Origin of the sequence: Bizionia gelidisalsuginis (assembly GCF_008086185.1) — a bacterium.
Classification (GTDB): domain Bacteria; phylum Bacteroidota; class Bacteroidia; order Flavobacteriales; family Flavobacteriaceae; genus Bizionia; species Bizionia saleffrena.
The window spans coordinates 19,423-37,110 of the sequence record NZ_VSKN01000024.1 but is presented as its reverse complement, the minus strand read 5'-3'; the positions used below and the strand labels follow the sequence as shown (position 1 = coordinate 37,110).

The following is a 17,688-nucleotide window of genomic DNA, read 5'->3' as shown; positions in this document are numbered from 1 at the left end:
CTGTAATAAGCTACTAAAACAAGCTTTTGCAATAGCAAAATCTGGATTAATATATGATGATTCTTATAGAAGTACTTTAGTGAAAAGTTAATGGGTTTTTACTTGTTTTTTACCACAGTACTTTGTTAGGCACAGTTTTTAATTTCTATATGGTATTTCACTATACTTCAATTTTTCAATTTCTATTTTATGTTTTTTTAATAACATTTTTATAGATGAACCACAAAGCCCTTGTTCAGAATTCGGTCCCATCATTATTTCATTTATGCTATCGTTTAAATCTTTAATTTCTATTTTTTTGAAAGGTCTAAAATAGTTCCCAACATTAATAAAATTAATTTCACTTCCTTTATCTAATAAAAGTAATCTCCACTCATCTTCTTCTTCAAAACTCTTATCCTTTATTAGGCTACAAAAAAATATAGTTCTATCAATAAAATATTGTCCAGCAATACTTACAGCTTTGTCATATTGACTGAAATCAATATCGTCAGAATCTTTAAATATTCCCTGAGAATCTGTAATTCCAATGAACATAAATATTGATTGAGTTAAAATATGGTCGATTATTTCTTTTTGCTTTTCAATATTATAAATGCATTTATAAACTTTTAAATCATTGTCTTTAAAGAATTTTTTATTAAAACCAATATTAACACCAACTCCATTATTTGTATAACCTCTCCATTGACTTAATAAATCATTATTTGCGGTCATTGATAAAATATATGGCGCATCTTTTTCTTTTATAAAATCAATAGCTTTTTCTAATGCTTCAATAAAATATTTCGTAGGTTTTAAAACTGAGAATCCACTCTTGTAAGACTCCAATTGTTCAATTACGAATTTCAGTCCTAATTCGAACTCATTTTTATCATTAAGAAAATATAAATTACTTAGCCAAAGTTCTGAACTATTTATTATTCCGCTCAATCCATTTAAATTGGTGTAATGGTATAGTTCATTAGGCAATTCACCTTTTAGGAATTCATTTAATTCTTTCTCAATTTGATTACTTTTTTTACTCATTTAATAAATGACTTTTAGTTCGCAATGTTTTTCTCAAATTGTGCCTAACGTGTTTGTAATCGAGTAGGCAAAGGGAATTTCACCCCAAGCCTCTCACAGAACCGTGCTTGAAAGTCTCCCCTCACACGGCTCTTCTAATTTGCAACAAATATAAGCTCATCCTTTTTCAAGTTGGCAAACTGTATTCCAAATTAGCTAATCCCTTCGCTCCATTTCCATTACAGAAACTTCATCACTACTACGGTTTGGTCTGCCACTACATACACTATTGGTATTTTGCCTTTAGGTTGTGCCTATTGTGCATTTCCCTTATCATTTGTATGCAGCTTCCCAAGTTCCGTAAATAAGCCTAATTAAAGTTCTTGCCACCTGAATGACGCCAGCCCTACAGAAAATAAATAGGTGATCTCTGTAATTAATAGTATCGCTACTATCACTTTTAACTCCGTATGGCCACCCACGCCAGCTGGCGCGTTCGCTATAAATGTCCACTGGACACTTTCTTTACGCTCCGCCCTGTAGCTTTTGACTGGAGGTTCCTACTTCTCGACACCTCTTCAGTGGTTCACTTTCGTTCAACTCCTTTAATCTTACCTGCTAATCTCTTGGACTAGATTCTCCTAAACGCTCAGTACCAAGACTATTAATCAAAGCACCTTTAGGTGGTTTAGAGCCATCGCCTATACAACGACTCTGATGGACCTACCATCATCTTATTTACAGCATTCAACCCTTTATTGCCGTGGTTGATTCTTGGCACACTAAGAATAGTTGCGGGTTTGTATGCGAGGATTTTCCGCAGGAAAATCAGATGAATCAAACACGCAACGACCTTTGAATAAGCACTAAACAGCAATTATTTTTATACGATGTTGGCAAATCGTTTTTTTATTTAAGGTTATAATTTTTCAACTCGTTTTTCAGTTCCATAAGAGAATTCGGTTCGACAATTTGAGTGTCAATTATAAATTCAGTTTTTTCCGTAATCAGTTTTAAATCTCCAGCAAATTCTCTGATAGATTTTACTTCTTTAAGTTTTATTTTTTTCGGGAATAGAGCGTTCTTAATTAATTCTCCGTTTTTCAGAGTCAGATATTGTTTTTTGTTCTCAAAGTAATAAATCATAAACATCGGAATTCCTGCCAAAATTTGTCCAATTCCGATTGAAGCGAGTGAGATTTCTTTCCATTTTATGATAAAAGATAACAAAACGAGAATAATTCCGATTGTTACAAAGAATATTCCCATTCTTAAGTTACTTCTTAATCTTTCTTTTGAATATCTGATTTTCGTCATTTCTCAAATGTTTGCCAACGTTGTTGTATAAGAATAGTTGCGGGTTTGTATGCGAGGAATTTCCGAAGGAAATTCAGAAGTTACAAACACGCAACTACTTTTGATTAAGCACTAAACCGCAATTATTTTTATACGTTGTTAGCACACGTTATTATTCCGTTAGTTTTGTTTTCAGAGGTATATCTTGTAATAATTTCGCAAAACTTGCTGTTCCTTCTTTCTTTTCCGACCACGAAATATCTCCGTCAAGTCCGTCAATTGATTCAAATCCTTTTGCGATTGTATCAACAAATTCCTGTCCATTTTCTTCTAAACCAAAGTGCTTTACAATTCTACATTGAAATAATAAAAGATTGTCAATATCTTCTTCGGTAAATTCGTTGTACAAATCTTGATAAATATACGGTTCTTCAATTGTTGCCGTAATATGAGAATCAGAAGTTTCTTTTAATAATTCTAAATAATCTTCGAGAGCATTAAGGTCAATTTCTCCGTTTTGAAATAATGCTTTATATCTACAGATTATTAATTTCTCGTCAATTTCTCCGCTGTCGTTTGAGGCATATTTTTCAAGTCCTTGCATAAAGTCCTTTTCCGAAACTATTTTTAATTCTGCTCCATCCGCAATTAGTTGTTTCGCTTTTACAATTTTATTCCCATAATTTCCGTGTTTCCAACCTGAAGATGGGATAGAACCTAAAACTAAATAATTCAGTTCCTTATTTATTACTTTTTGAGAAAATCCGTTTCTTCCTCTAACTTCTCTTTCCGCTAAAGTTCTTTTCAATTCGGCTAATTTTCCCGTGAAACAAAAACTCTTGCCTTCAAATTCGACTACTGCCATTGGTTTTGGTTTTAATGTGTGCTAACGTGTTTGTATATGGTTTGTTGCGTGTTTAAGCACTAAATTTAGTAAATAAAAACCGAATAGAAAATCCGCGAGGATTTTCGTAAGTAGGCAATAACTAGCAATAAATTATATACGGTGTTCTACGCAGTTTTTATTCAGTATTTTATTTTTTCCAAGTTCATAATTTTGTCATATTCATAAAGAATTCGGTCAGATTCAAAAAACGGAATTTGGTATAAATCACAAACGTTTCTCAACTCGGTTAAATAATCTAAATACTGAATTATATTGTCGTTTAAATTCGTTTTCAGTTTGAGTTCAATTCCGTAAATCATTCGATAAACTCTTTGGTCAATAATTTGATAGATTTTCGGATTCCTAAATCTCAAAATAGTTGAAGCCATTGGCAACCGAATTCCTTTCGTTTCGAGCAAATGCATAAGAATTTCTCCAGTCAGAGCAGAATCGATAAATTCCGATTTTTGGTCAATTTTATTTATCAAATTCAGCGTTTCATTATTCAATTCGGCATAACGATTCGTTTTCCACAAGACAATTTCGTTTATCAATTCTTGATTAAAGTGAGATTCGATTTTATCTAGTTTTTCGGTCAATTTAGGTTGAAATTTATATTCCAACTTCAGAAGTTCGTTTGTTGATGGATTATGTTCTTGTATTTTCTTCATTACTATTTTTAATAAAAAAAACACGGTTAGAGGTTTCTAGCCGTGTTTTTTAAATTCTTACTTTTTAGAACCTCCTTTTGAACCAGAAGATGATGAAGAACCTTTTGAACTTCCACTAGATTTACTTGCTGCATTACTTCTTCCTCCACCAGAAGGTTTTCCGGTTGTACTTGGTGCGTTTTTCATTCCACTTGATTTTGCCATAACTCTCTATTTTTAAATTAATTAATGTTTTTTGTTTTCAGCACGATGTTCGTTTCAAATTGCGTAGAACTTAGTTATATGAGTATATAATCAATACTTTACCACCTCAACAGATGGTATATGCGTTGTTTTCAGATTAAAATTGCTATTAATTACAATTACCAAAAGCAGGTAACTGGATATGGAAAACGACTGAAATAGTAGCTCCCACAATATAGAAATTACTTATTCTAATTTATTGTAAAAAATCGTAAAAACTAAAATTAATTCTTAATGAACTTTCCAATCACATTAATTACTTTTTAACTATAAAATTCATCTCCTAGCTGACTTATCCATAAACTCGTTTTTTTATAATATCAAATGTAAATGATTATGAGATGGTCTATTTACGGGAAACCGTAGTGCCGAAATAAAGGAAGTAGTTTTTAAGCTTTATGAGACTATTAATCACTTTTTTTAATGGGTATTAGTGGTCTAGAAGTGCGGCTATGTTAATTCTAATTTAGCATAAAAAATCATTTGGTAAAAAGATTAACCCCTTAGAGGAAGTAAATACTCTACATTTTGACCTTTTACGGACTCAGCAATTCCAGCTAATAAAAAACTAAGAAGATTATTTTAAATGATAATAAAACGGTATTACGTTTATTTATTAACCTAAAAAAGCCCTTCGATTGAAGGACTTTTTTTTTATTGAAACGTTATACACTGTGTAAATTTAAAACATCATAATTAAAGACGTCATTATTATAACTCGCTAAAAGCTATTACACGATTAATAAAGTTTATCCCTGCAATTAAACATTATAAACTAAAAATCTATTTCCCTGAGAAATCAGCTTTTCTTTTCTCTAAAAAGGCTGTTGTTCCTTCTTTAAAATCTTCGGTACCGAAGCAGTTTCCAAACTCTTTAATCTCGGTTTCAAAACCATTAACGCCCACTTTAAAATTAGCATTTACCGCGGTAATCGCTTTACTAATCGCTACTGATGAGTTTTTCATAATTTTACCGGCTATCTTTTCTGCTAATGGCATTAATGCTTCTAATTCCACAACGTGGTTTACTAAACCGTATTCTTTTGCGGTAGCAGCATCTATCATTCCGGCCGTCATTACTAATTCCATAGCGCGCCCTTTACCCACTAATTGTGGTAAACGTTGCGTACCTCCATATCCAGGAATAACACCGAGAGACGTTTCTGGCAATCCCATTTTTGCGTTGGTACTCGCTATTCTAAAATGCGAAGCCATTGCTAATTCCAGTCCGCCACCCAATGCAAAACCATTTACGACCGCAATTACCGGAGTACTTAAATTGTCGACGAAATCGAATAATAACTCTTGCCCTTTAGCCGCTAAATCGGCACCGCTAGCCACATCAAAATCTGCAAATTCGCTAATATCGGCACCTGCGACGAATGCTTTTTCTCCACTTCCTGTAATTAAAATTACTTTAGTGTTCGCCTCTTTATCGGCCGTATCGAAAGCGGTGTGCAACTCCTGAATTGTTGCTATGTTTAAAGCGTTTAATTTAGTGGGTCTGTTAATAGTAATGGTTGTAATACCGTTATTAAACGCGGTAAGTATGTTTTTATAATTCATATCTATAAATTTTAATTAGTAATTATTCTTTAGGAAACGTAACAGTAAAGGTCGTTCCCACGTTTTTCTCTGTTTCGAAGGTAATCGATCCGTTATAAGTTTCCAGTATGTTTTTAATCATTCCTAAGCCTAATCCCATCCCGCTGGATTTGGTCGTAAACTTGGGCTCGAATATTTTTACACTATTTTCTTCGGCAATACCAAGTCCATTATCGGCCACTTTAATAGTGACGTTTTGGGCATCTCCTAAAACACTCACACTAATTTTTGGCGTTCGCCCTTCGGGGATAGCTTGAATACTATTTTTTATTAAATTGGTTACAATACGTATTAATTGCGACCTATCAAATTTAGCCATTATTTCTTCTGTATTAGAATGAAACTGGATGTCGTTTTCCACAAAAATATCTAGCGCTAAATCAACAATTTTAACCACGTTAAGTTGCTCGTTTTTTTGAACTGGCATTTTAGCAAAGTTAGAGAATGCACTGGCAATAGAACTCATTGTATCGATTTGCTGGATAAGCGTAGCGGTATATTCGTTTACTGTATTAAATATTTCGGGATCGTTAGGATCGAATTTCCGTTGAAAATTCTGAACACTCAATCGCATTGGCGTTAACGGATTTTTTATTTCGTGTGCCACCTGTTTTGCCATTTCACGCCACGCGCGTTCTCTTTCATTTGTTGCTAATATGATTGCACTTTCCTCCAACTCATCGATCATATTATTATACGATTTTATAAGTTCTGTAATTTCTTCGCTAGTGTGTTCTATATTAATTTTTTCATTTCGTTTTTCTAATCGCGTGGTTCGCATTTTATCACTAATTTGCTTTAGCGATTTGGTAATGTATTTCGATAAGAAAAAGGCTAACGTTACGGCTATTACCAAAATTAACAATGTGGTATAACTTAAGCGCGCAAGAAACTCGTTAAGCTCTTTAGCTAGAAAATCGTCGTTTTCTAAATACGGCAGATTGATAATTGCTAACGGCTTAAACTTCTGGTCGTAAATATATTGAAAGCTAGAGCGAAAGGTTTCGTCTAATTTTATTTCCTTTTTTTCGAAACGATGCGAGGCCGTATTTATTAATTGGTTTAGAACTTCGGCAGCGATGCATTTATTAGATAAATCGGGCGCCAAATCGGCTTTTGATGAAATTAGCAAAGACCCTTGAAGATCGTAAAGATTAATTTGAATGTTATGCACATCGGCGACTTCGTAAATTTTTGTTTTAAAAATTAGCGGAATATTCTCAGTCGTTACTGGATACGTCGCATCGCGGATAACAAATTTTAAACTATTGATGATTGCACTTTCTTTACGCTCTAAACGTTGCTTATGGTAATCTTGGGTTTCCTCGTTGTATTGATAAATGTAAACGGTGGCAATAAGTAATGAGGACACCATGACTAACAAAATCATTGCTAAAAATATGCGGACACGTAAGGCGAGTTTTCTTATTTTCATTACTTATTTTAAAGCATTAAATATAGCAATAATCGAACCATTATACTGCGTTAGCGATAGAAACGGCATCCTTTTGCTTTTTCTGCAAAAGATATAGTGGATAGCGCGACCGGTTGCCGCTTTTCGCGGAAACGGGTAACGCCCAAAGCGTATAGGTTATTCGCCTTTTTTCTCTCGGATGCGTTTATACATTTTAAAGCCGAGCATTAATAAAATACCGAGTATGAGGATACCGACTACCCCAAACACCCAATTGATGGCGCTTTTTAAGATGACTAAAAACACAACGGCAAACAGGATAAAAGTGGCGCCCTCGTTCCATAATCGCATAAAACCGGAAGTTTTTTTAACGACATCATTTTGTAATTGCGTAAAATAAACCTGTGTTTTTAAGTGGTATAATATAAGTAATACAACGAAGATTAGTTTAACGTGCATCCAAGACTGTTGCAACCACGAGGGCACTAAAATAAGTAACCAAATTGCAAAAATTGTGGCTAATATTGCGGAAGGCCATGTAATAATATACCACAAACGTTTGGCCATTATTTTGAGCTGCTTACCAAGAATTTCTTTGTCGGGCGAAGGTTTATGGAAGGCTTCGATTTGGTACACGAACAATCGCGGAATGTAAAATAAACCGGCAAACCAAGTGATAACAAAAATAAGATGTAGCGCTTTGATGTAATTGTAATAGTCCATTACTTTGCTTTTGAGGGTACTAAATTAGTTTTTACTTCGCGATTTAAAAAATAAGCGGTGATAATGGTCGCTAACAAATCGGAAATAGGGAAAGACATCCACACGCCTAACTCTCCGAAATAATTAGGGAGAATAAAAATAAGCGGAATAAAGATAAACCCTTGCCGCGTTAAGGTTAACAATAATGCAGGCACGGCTTTACCGATGGCTTGAAAATAGGCAGCACCAATAAGCTGAACGGCCACGATTGGCGTTACGGCAAACACCCAACGCATAGCGCTTGGGGTTTCTTTTATAACTTCGGGGTTGGTAGTAAACAGTCGGGTAATAGATTCTGGAAATACCATTAAAACGATAAAGACGACAATAGCCAAACCAACGGCATATTTTAAGGCGGTGGCTATGGTTTCTTTGACGCGACCGTAATGGTGCGCGCCATAATTATAACCCGCAATAGGCAAAAATCCTTGTGTAATACCATAAACAGGAAACAGTGCAAACATTAACATACGCCCAACAATGGCATACGCGGTCACCGAAGTTTCCCCACCTAAATTGTACAAAATATTATTCATAAACAGATAAGTGATGCTCACTACTGCTTGGCGCGCTAAGGTGACAAACCCTAAACTTGAAATCTCTGACACGATGGACTTATCGAATCCGAAATGTGAAATATCAATTTTTAACTCTGAGTTTTTAGACATAAAAAACCAGAAAATAAAGGTGAAACACATAAGATAGGATGCTGTAGTTGCCCAAGCGGCTCCTGCCATACCAAAGTCCATTACGTTTATAAATAGGTAGTCTAAAATTAAATTCCCAACCGACGGAAACAGCATCGCGTACATTGCGAATTTAGGCTTTCCTTCGGCGCGGATAACGCTATTCCCCATCATACACAGCGCCAGAAATGGTACGCCGTACAACACAATTTTGTAATACACTTTCGCAGGTTCGAAAATAGCGCCTTTACCTCCAAATGTTGGAATTATAGCATCTACAAACCATAAACCCGCGATTACAAAGCCAATGGTAAGAATTAAGGTTAACGTAATTTGGTTACCAAAAACCTTAAGTGCTTTGTTGTGGTTATTAGCGCCCAAAGCTCTAGAAATAATGGACGCCCCCCCAACACCTATAGACATACCTAAAGCGGCAATAAAAAATGAGACCGGCAACACCACGTTTATGGCTGCAATAGCTGTAGAGCCAATCCAGTGACCAACAAAAATAGTGTCGACCAAGATATTAAGTGACATTACCAGAATACCAATAGAGGCTGGAACTGCTTGCTTAACTAATAGTTTACTTATTGTTTCTGTACCTAGATATGTTGAGGTGTTTTCTTTTTGCATTTACGCTTTAATTGGCGCTAACGCCCACTCATTAATCCATTGTGCTAAAAGTGCTACCCAGTCTTTATTAGTGTTTAAACACGGTATGGTGCTAAATTCTTTTCCTCCTACTTCTTGAAAAAGTTCTTCGCCTTCCATCGCTATTTCTTCAAGCGTTTCTAAACAATCACTAACAAATGCAGGGGTTACGATTGCCATATTTTCAACACCACTTTTTCCTAGTCTCTCGATAGTTCTATCGGTATACGGTAATAACCATTGATCGAAACCTAAACGCGATTGAAACGATGTTGAATACGTGTCTTTTTCGAGTTTTAGCTCTTCAGCAACTAATCGCGTCACCTCCAAACATTGATGTCTATAACAAAACTCGTGTGCTGGCGATGGTGTTTTACAACAAGAACCATCTATAGTACAATGCGATTTGGTAATATCACTTTTTCGAATGTGACGTTCTGGAACCCCGTGATACGAAAATAATAAGTAATCGTGTTTTTTGTGTTTTAAGTCGTCTTTAATCGCATTGGCAAGCACAGAAATATACTCAGGATTATTATAAAATGCGGGTAGCGAATCGATTTTTAGATCCGGGAAACTTTCTTTTCTTATGTCTTCGGCTAATACTAGAATGGTTTCTGTGGTTGCCATTGCAAATTGCGGGTATAAGGGTATTAAGAACACTTCCTCCACCCCTTTATCTACTAATTCTTGCAAACCTTTTTTAATCGTCATACTTCCGTAACGCATTGCTAAGGCCACAGGAAATTCGGTGTGCTCTTGTACTTTTTCTTGTAACTGCTCTGAAAGCACAATTAATGGAGAACCGTCTTCCCACCATATTTTTTTATAAGCGGCCGCCGATGCTTTTGGTCGTGTATTTAAAACGATACCTTTTACGAGTAAGGTTCTCGCCCAAAGTGGCACATCTATAACCCGCTCGTCCATTAAAAATTCTCCTAAGTATTTTTTTACATCTTTAGGTTCTGGACTTTCTGGCGATCCTAAATTTACGAGTAGTACTCCTTTTTTATTCATTATTATGTCTACTATTTTAAAACTATAACACCTTAGATAGTGCCCTAATTTTATTGAATTTTCGAATTGCAAAAATACAACTCTAATTTGTAATATTCTTTTTAACGAACCGTATTCTCTTTTACTATTCTATTCGATTTGCTCCTCTCTAGCCTAAAGACTGCAAGTACTTTTTGGGCGTTGTGCCGTATTTCTTTTTAAAGGCGGCGATAAAATGACTAGACGTGCTATAACCAACTTTTAAACCCACTTCATTAACATTGTGATCGCCCGACTCCAATAGTTTACGCGCGACTTCCATTTTATAATCTAATAGAAAACTAAACACTGAGTCTCCATAAATTTGCTTAAACCCTTCTTTTAGCTTTTTAAGACTCAACCCTATTTCGTCACTAAGTTCTTGTAAACTTGGTGGTTCGGCCATACGGTTTATAATAATATCTTTAGCGTTTCTAATTTTAATTACGTTGGTTTCATCGACTAAAAACGGACATTGCTCAACATCGGTTTCCTCACTTCTATTAAAATACAAACTCAGTAATTCTAAAGTTTTTCCTTTAAAATAAATATGTTTTATAGATTCATTCAGGTTAAAATGAATTAACTGATTTAGTACAATAGCCATCGACGGCGATATTTTTCCGTCTTTGTAGTATTTTTTGTCGCGATTATCATGACTTAAAAACGTGATATAATCGGCTTCTTGAGAAAACAATCCGTGAAATTTTTTAATAGAAATAAGCACGGTAATTAACCAAGAATTTGGTTTAATCTCCAAATCAATAGGTAACTCGCGCTGCGGATTGTATAGCAACAAGGAGTTTTCTTCTAAAACATCTAGACCATATCTACCATTATTAAAATTAAAAGTGCTCGATCCTTTAATGCTAAAATGAAACTGAATAAAATTACTCCCTATATCTCGTGTTACAAGTTGAGAATCTTTAGTTTCATTATGAAACGTTAACACAAAAACATCGTCGTCTACCTTGGTTTCTTTATAAAACCCTGTAGCGACATTTTTTTGATGACTCATTTCTTAAATTTTATTTTTTTATTTAGATTCATTCTAAACAAAGGCCTTGTTAGTGACTGAATTTAGTACAAAAGTATGACTTTTATCATATATTATGAAAAAATAACCTCAAAAAACCACAAACGATACTTAAAGTTCTTTTAGCGTTACTTTTTTCCAAAATGTCCCATTACATTTGTCGTTAACAAAACCTGTAGTCCTGTTTACAATAAAACATGCAACAAAAAAACACATACTTCTACGCCATTGGCTTAAGCTATAAAAAAGCTGATGCAGTTATTAGAGGGCACTTCAGTTTAGACGATACTGGCAAAGCTAAAGTATTAGAACAAGCTAAAGAAAATGGAATTGAAAGTTTAATAGTAACCTCCACCTGTAACAGAACCGAGATTTTCGGTTTTGCAGAACATCCTTTTCAGCTTATTCAATTGCTTTGCGACAACACCAAAGGTACCGTCGAAGAATTCAGAAAAGTCGCTTATATTTATAAAAGCAACGAAGCTGTATCGCATATGTTTCGTGTGGGCTCTGGTTTAGATAGCCAGATTTTAGGAGATTTCGAAATTATAAGTCAGTTAAAAAAGAGTGCAGTACTCTCTAAAAAGCACCAATTACTCAACCCATTTATAGAACGTTTAATAAATTCTGTTATTCGAGCGAGTAAGCGTATTAAAAATGAAACTGAAATTTCTTCAGGTGCTACTTCTGTCTCCTTTGCCTCTGTTCACTATATTATGAGACAAGTTGAAAACGTTTCAGCTAAAAATATTTTATTATTTGGCACCGGAAAAATAGGTCGAAACACCTGCGAAAATTTGGTGAAACATACCAAAAACGAACACATTACTTTAATTAACAGAACCAAAGATAAAGCAGAAGCTGTTGCTGGAAAGTTTAACCTAGTCGTTAAAGACTACTCCGCTTTACAAGAAGAAATTAATGCGTCAGACATTTTAATTGTTGCTACCGGAGCGCAAAACCCAACGGTAGATAAATATCTTATTCAAGATAAAAAAAACTTACTAATTTTAGATTTGTCCATTCCTAAAAACGTTAATGTAAACGTATTAGATTTAGACAATGTCTCGTTAATTCATTTAGACGATTTATCGTTAATGACCGACGAAACTTTAGAGAATAGAAAACAATATATTCCGCTAGCCGAAAGTATTATCGAAGAGGTGAAAACTGAATTTGACAGTTGGTTAACTGCACGAAAATTTGCGCCCACCATAAAAGCTTTAAAACATAAATTACTAGACTTTAAAACTGCCGAATTAGAAACTCAACGTAAAAAGAATTCTAATTTTAACGAAGAGCAAGCAGAATTAATTAGTAATAATATCATTCAAAAAATAACGAATCACTTTGCACATCATTTAAAAGATGAGACTATTTCTACAACCGATAGTCTAGAACTTATTCAAAAAGTGTTTCAGTTAGAAAAAACAACTCATGCCTAGAATAATTAAAATTGGTACTCGCGATAGCAAGTTAGCTATGTTTCAAGCTAAAGCCGTACAACAACAACTCCAACATTTGGGTCATCAGACTCTATTGGTTCCTGTAAAATCTATTGGCGATATCGAACTCGATAAACCCTTATACGAAATGGGAATAACAGGCATTTTTACACGTACTTTAGATATTGCGCTCTTAAATGGTGATGTGGATATTGTTGTACATTCGTTAAAAGATGTGCCTACAATAATGCCAAAAGGTATTGTTCAAGCTGCTGTTTTAAAACGTGGTAACGTACGCGATACGCTAGTTTACAAATTTACTGAAGAGTTTTTAGGTGCCGAGCACGCCGTTATTGCCACCGGCAGTTTACGCCGTAAAGCACAATGGCTAAACCGCTACCCTACGCATACCGTAGAGCCTATTCGTGGTAATGTCATTACGCGTTTAGATAAATTGGACCAGTCTGAACATTGGGATGGTGCTATTTTCGCTGCTGCCGGCATTGGTCGTTTAGAATTAACACCAGAAACGGCTATTAATTTAGAATGGATGATTCCTGCGCCAGGTCAAGGTGCAATTATGATTGCTGCCTTAGAAAACGACGAAGAGCTTTTAGAAATTTGTGCAGAAATAAACCATAAAGAAACCGAAACTTGCGTAAATATAGAACGTGAATTTTTAAACAGACTCGAAGGGGGTTGTACCGCTCCAATAGGTGCAAATGCCTACATTAAAGAAGAAGAATTGTTTTTTGAAGCTGTTTTATTAAGTCACGATGGTACTAAAAAAATTAGCGTTAAACGCAATAAAAAAGTAGGAGAACATCACGATTTAGCAGAGTGGTGTGCTAATTACGTTATCGAGCGCGGTGGTAAGCGTTTAATGGACGATATTAAACAATCGGAGCGTTTAACAAACGTGTACTCTACAAAATCTTTCACCGAAGCACAACGCCAGCTTTTTAATGACAAAGTAAGTATCGATAGCAGTGATTTTATTAAAATTAGTTTAAATAGAATTCCGCCGAGAGCCTTAAAAAATGAAATTGAAAACGTTGTAATTACCAGTCAAAATGCAGTTGAAGCACTTTTAACTAATTTTTCATCTATAGAATTACAATTCAAAAACATATACTGTGTAGGACGCCGTACAAAACGCGAAATAGAAAAGCGTATTGGCAAAGTAACCCACACAGAAAAAAATGCTAAAAAATTAGCAGACTATTTAGTCGAATTTATTGAAGGCACCGAAGTCACTTACTTCTGTAGCGATCTACGATTAGAAGAGCTACCAACTTTACTTACTGAAAATAATATTACAGTTAATGAGGTGGAAGCTTACCAAACTAAATTAGATCCTTTAAAATTAAAAGACAGTGTGGAAGGCGTTATGTTTTATAGCCCATCGACGGTACAAAGTTTTAAGCAAGAAAACAACCCGACAGATACTATGGTTGCCTATTGTATAGGAGATACCACTGCCAAAGAAGCGTCTAGACATTTTAAGGATGTTCGCGTCGCAAAATTACCAACTGTAGAAAGCGTTATCGATTTGGTTAATAAAAACTACGTATCGTAACCCTTGGTGTACACCATAAACTAAAGTATAATTAAAAAGTCCCGCTGTTGCGGAAAAGGCCATCATGATAAAAAACGATTTATTTTTAAGAGCATTAAAAGGTGAAACAGTAGAGCGCCCACCAGTTTGGATGATGCGCCAAGCAGGTCGCTATTTACCAGAATTTATGGAAATTAAGGCTAAATACGATTTTTTTACACGATGCCGAACACCAGAATTAGCAAGTGAAATTACTATGCAACCTATTCGTCGTTTTGGTATGGATGCTGCTATTTTATTTTGTGATATTTTAGTGATCCCGCAGGCTATGAATATCGAGGTGCAAATGAAACCTAATTTCGGTCCGTATTTGCCCAACCCTATTCGTACGCAAAAAGATGTGGACAATGTAATTGTGCCCGATGTTAAGGAAGCTTTAGATTACGTGTATCAAGCGGTAAAAGCGACTAAAGAAAAACTAAACGACGACGTACCGTTAATTGGTTTCGCAGGTTCACCATGGACTATTTTATGCTATTGCGTACAAGGTCAAGGCAGCAAAAACTTTGATAAAGCGAAGGAATTTTGTTTTACAAACCCTATTGCAGCGCACCAATTACTCCAAAAAATTACAGATACAACCATTGCTTACTTAAAAGAAAAAGTAAAGGCTGGCGTTAACGCTGTTCAGGTTTTCGATTCTTGGGGAGGTATGTTATCACCTGTAGATTATCAAGAATTTTCTTGGCGTTATATTCAGCAAATTATCGATGCGTTAAAAGATGATACTCCCGTAATTACGTTTGGAAAAGGCTGTTGGTTTGCTTTAGATGAAATGTCTAAATCTGGTGCTTCGGCATTAGGTATCGACTGGACATGTTCTGCAAAAAACGCACGTTACTTAACCGGCGGAAATATAACACTTCAAGGAAACTTCGATCCGACGCGCTTATTTTCTCCACCTTCAGAAATCAAAAAGATGGTAACGCAAATGATTAACGATTTCGGAAAAGATAAATACATCGTAAATTTAGGCCACGGTATTTTACCTAACATTCCCGTAGAAAACGCCAAAGCATTTATTGATGCCGTTAAAGAATATAAAAGTCCGGCGTAATCTAAAACAGATTTCACTATTTCACATCGCAACCATAAAGAGTTAGAGTTAGAGATGGTATGAAAAACATATTTCAAGGTATCAAGGCCTATACAGGAGCATTTGCTTTAATTTCAAAATTAAAACTTTGGAACTACTTTTTTGTACCTATTGGTATTAGTCTTTTTACCGCTATTACTATCGGTTTTCTAGCGTATAGTTTATCTAGCCCTATTGGTGCGTTTATTGCAAAAATATGGGTTTGGGATTGGGGAAAAGATTCTTTTACGTCATTTTCTAGTATTATGGGCGGATTGCTCGTCGTTATTTTAGGCTTCATTCTGTACAAACATATTATTATGGCCTTGTCTGCCCCTTTTATGAGTCCGGTTTCAGAAAGAATTGAAGCTCATTTACTGGGTACAAAACGACACGAACACCGCAACACCTCATTTAGAGAGCAGCTATGGCGTGGCATTAAAATAAATGTCCGGAATTTGTCGTTCGAAATTTTACTTACCATTCCTATTTTACTTATTGGTTTTATTCCCGTAATCGGAATAATCTCTACGATTTTACTATTTTTAGTACAGGCGTATTACGCCGGTTTTGGGAATATGGATTACACCTTAGAACGCCATTTAAATTATAGAGAAAGCATCACTTTTGTAAAAAATAATAAAGGGGCCGCTATTGGCAACGGTATTGTGTTTATGTTGTTTCTACTCATTCCTGTTGTTGGTATTATTTTGGTTTTACCACTTTCTGTCACTGCTGCTTCTATAAAAACGGTTGACCTCTTGACCATTGAAAATAGATTGGTTTCGACTCAAAAAACAACACTAAAATGATAGCCGTTTTTGATGCCTACCATATTGCTAAGATTGAAGCACACGATGCACAGAAAATTCATATATTATTAGATTCAAATTATGAGTATTTTGAAACTTACTTTCCAAAAACACTGGCTCAAAATTTAACCGAAGCGCTTTCTGAGTCCTTTGTCACAAAGAAAATAGAGCAATTTAAGAATCGAGACGAGCTTCTATTCACCATAAAAAAGACAATTACCGGAGATATTATTGGCTTAGTTTATATTAAAAATTTAGATTGGGAAAATAAACACGGCGAGTTTGCCTATTGCATTGATCGCCAAATACAAAATAAAGGTGTTGGCACAAAAGCGATACAGGCACTTTCTAAATATGCCTTTAACACCTTAACTTTAGACCGCCTTGTCGCAATTATAGACAAAAACAATATCGCGAGTATTAAGGTCGTTAAAAACACCGGCTTTACTTGGACAAGTACTTTAGAGAACATCTTTAAACCGACGCAGCATCCTCCTTTAGATATGGAGTTATACACATTACATAATGAAAGATAAATTTTTTAAATACATTCACGAACTACAAGACCAAATAACTACGGCGCTAGAACGTGTGGACGGCAAAGCGACGTTTCAAGAGGATCTTTGGGAACGTCCAGAAGGTGGCGGCGGAAGAACCCGCGTCATTGAAAACGGAAATGTCTTCGAAAAAGGAGGCGTTAATATTTCTGGTGTACACGGTAAACTGCCAGATTCTATGCAAAAATATTTTGGTGTTGAAGATGCCGATTTTTTTGCTTGTGGCTTAAGCTTGGTATTACACCCCACTAACCCAATGGTACCAACCGTACACGCCAATTGGCGTTATTTTGAAATGTACGACAAAGACGGAAACATTGTAGACCAATGGTTTGGCGGCGGTCAAGATTTAACACCGTATTATTTATTTGAAGAAGACGCTAAGCACTTCCATCAGGTATCTAAAACGGCTTGCGACGCCCATAACCCAGAGTTTTACACCAAATATAAAGCCCGTTGCGACGACTATTTTTATAACAGTCATAGAAATGAAGGCCGTGGTATTGGCGGTTTATTCTTCGATTATTGCAAAGCTTCAGAGGAAATGACTATGGAAAACTGGTACGATTTCGTTACCGAAGTAGGCGATAGTTTTGTTGAAGCGTATGTTCCTATAGCCGAAAAAAGAAAAGATTTACCCTATACCGACGCCCAACGCAAATGGCAAGAAATTCGCCGTGGTCGCTACGTTGAGTTTAATTTAGTACACGATAAAGGCACCCTGTTCGGATTAAAAACAAACGGAAGAATAGAAAGTATTTTAATGAGTTTACCTCCGCATGTTCAATGGGTTTACGATCACAACCCAGAACCTGGCAGCGAAGAAGCTAAACTTGTCGACGTTTTACAAAACCCCATCGCGTGGATTTAAGAACCGTTTTATAATTT

General features: G+C 35.4%; 17 protein-coding genes. 6 read left to right on the top strand and 11 right to left on the bottom strand.

Going from position 1 to position 17,688, the window contains the following annotated elements; genetic code table 11:
* Positions 1 to 138: 138 nt before the first annotated feature.
* From ES677_RS13265 to ES677_RS13215, 11 genes are all read right to left on the bottom strand, one after another.
* Positions 139 to 1,029, bottom strand: a complete 891-nt coding sequence (locus ES677_RS13265) for a DUF2971 domain-containing protein (protein ID WP_148381490.1) — start codon at positions 1,027 to 1,029, stop codon at positions 139 to 141.
* Between the two features lie 888 nt (positions 1,030 to 1,917).
* Positions 1,918 to 2,325 carry a hypothetical protein gene (locus ES677_RS13260; protein ID WP_148381489.1) on the bottom strand — a complete coding sequence of 136 codons (408 nt, stop codon included), beginning with the start codon at positions 2,323 to 2,325 and terminating at the stop codon, positions 1,918 to 1,920.
* Positions 2,326 to 2,476: 151 nt separating this feature from the next.
* Positions 2,477 to 3,169, bottom strand: coding sequence for a BRCT domain-containing protein (locus ES677_RS13255; protein ID WP_148381488.1), 693 nt, complete (start codon positions 3,167 to 3,169; stop codon positions 2,477 to 2,479).
* Positions 3,170 to 3,330: 161 nt separating this feature from the next.
* The gene (locus tag ES677_RS13250) at positions 3,331 to 3,861 is read right to left on the bottom strand and encodes a hypothetical protein (RefSeq protein ID WP_148381487.1); all 531 of its coding nucleotides are present in this window, start codon (positions 3,859 to 3,861) and stop codon (positions 3,331 to 3,333) included.
* Between the two features lie 57 nt (positions 3,862 to 3,918).
* Entirely contained in the window at positions 3,919 to 4,065 is a 147-nt protein-coding gene (locus ES677_RS15510; RefSeq protein WP_211357885.1) for a hypothetical protein, read from the bottom strand.
* Between the two features lie 822 nt (positions 4,066 to 4,887).
* On the bottom strand, positions 4,888 to 5,670 hold the full coding sequence (locus ES677_RS13240; protein ID WP_148381486.1) for an enoyl-CoA hydratase/isomerase family protein: 783 nt from the start codon (positions 5,668 to 5,670) through the stop codon (positions 4,888 to 4,890).
* 22 nt (positions 5,671 to 5,692) lie between these two features.
* The gene (locus tag ES677_RS13235; protein WP_148370905.1) at positions 5,693 to 7,144 is read right to left on the bottom strand and encodes a sensor histidine kinase; all 1,452 of its coding nucleotides are present in this window, start codon (positions 7,142 to 7,144) and stop codon (positions 5,693 to 5,695) included.
* 156 nt (positions 7,145 to 7,300) lie between these two features.
* The gene (locus ES677_RS13230) at positions 7,301 to 7,846 is read right to left on the bottom strand and encodes a CopD family protein (protein ID WP_148381485.1); all 546 of its coding nucleotides are present in this window, start codon (positions 7,844 to 7,846) and stop codon (positions 7,301 to 7,303) included.
* On the bottom strand, positions 7,846 to 9,204 hold the full coding sequence (locus ES677_RS13225; RefSeq protein WP_148370903.1) for an MATE family efflux transporter: 1,359 nt from the start codon (positions 9,202 to 9,204) through the stop codon (positions 7,846 to 7,848). The genes ES677_RS13230 and ES677_RS13225 overlap by 1 nt, the downstream gene beginning before the upstream one ends.
* A complete protein-coding gene (gene hemH, locus ES677_RS13220; RefSeq protein WP_148381484.1) occupies positions 9,205 to 10,239 on the bottom strand; it encodes a ferrochelatase in 1,035 nt (344 codons plus the stop codon). It lies immediately after the preceding gene.
* A gap of 148 nt (positions 10,240 to 10,387) precedes the next feature.
* Positions 10,388 to 11,275, bottom strand: coding sequence for an AraC family transcriptional regulator (locus ES677_RS13215; protein WP_148381483.1), 888 nt, complete (start codon positions 11,273 to 11,275; stop codon positions 10,388 to 10,390).
* 215 nt (positions 11,276 to 11,490) lie between these two features.
* Here ES677_RS13215 and hemA point away from each other — a divergent pair, with 215 nt between their 5' ends.
* The 6 genes from hemA to hemF all read left to right on the top strand — a co-directional run bounded on the left by hemA (position 11,491) and on the right by hemF (position 17,671).
* On the top strand, positions 11,491 to 12,738 hold the full coding sequence (hemA, locus tag ES677_RS13210) for a glutamyl-tRNA reductase (protein WP_148370900.1): 1,248 nt from the start codon (positions 11,491 to 11,493) through the stop codon (positions 12,736 to 12,738).
* Positions 12,731 to 14,317 carry a hydroxymethylbilane synthase gene (gene hemC, locus ES677_RS13205; RefSeq protein WP_148370899.1) on the top strand — a complete coding sequence of 529 codons (1,587 nt, stop codon included), beginning with the start codon at positions 12,731 to 12,733 and terminating at the stop codon, positions 14,315 to 14,317. Before hemA ends, hemC begins: the two co-directional genes overlap by 8 nt.
* A gap of 64 nt (positions 14,318 to 14,381) precedes the next feature.
* Positions 14,382 to 15,413, top strand: a complete 1,032-nt coding sequence (hemE, locus tag ES677_RS13200) for a uroporphyrinogen decarboxylase (protein ID WP_148370898.1) — start codon at positions 14,382 to 14,384, stop codon at positions 15,411 to 15,413.
* Between the two features lie 59 nt (positions 15,414 to 15,472).
* Positions 15,473 to 16,243 (top strand): EI24 domain-containing protein, encoded by a 771-nt coding sequence (locus ES677_RS13195; RefSeq protein ID WP_148381482.1) that lies wholly within the window; start codon positions 15,473 to 15,475, stop codon positions 16,241 to 16,243.
* A complete protein-coding gene (locus tag ES677_RS13190; protein WP_148370896.1) occupies positions 16,240 to 16,779 on the top strand; it encodes a GNAT family N-acetyltransferase in 540 nt (179 codons plus the stop codon). Before ES677_RS13195 ends, ES677_RS13190 begins: the two co-directional genes overlap by 4 nt.
* Positions 16,769 to 17,671 (top strand): oxygen-dependent coproporphyrinogen oxidase, encoded by a 903-nt coding sequence (gene hemF, locus ES677_RS13185; RefSeq protein WP_148370895.1) that lies wholly within the window; start codon positions 16,769 to 16,771, stop codon positions 17,669 to 17,671. The genes ES677_RS13190 and hemF overlap by 11 nt, the downstream gene beginning before the upstream one ends.
* Positions 17,672 to 17,688 lie beyond the last annotated feature (17 nt).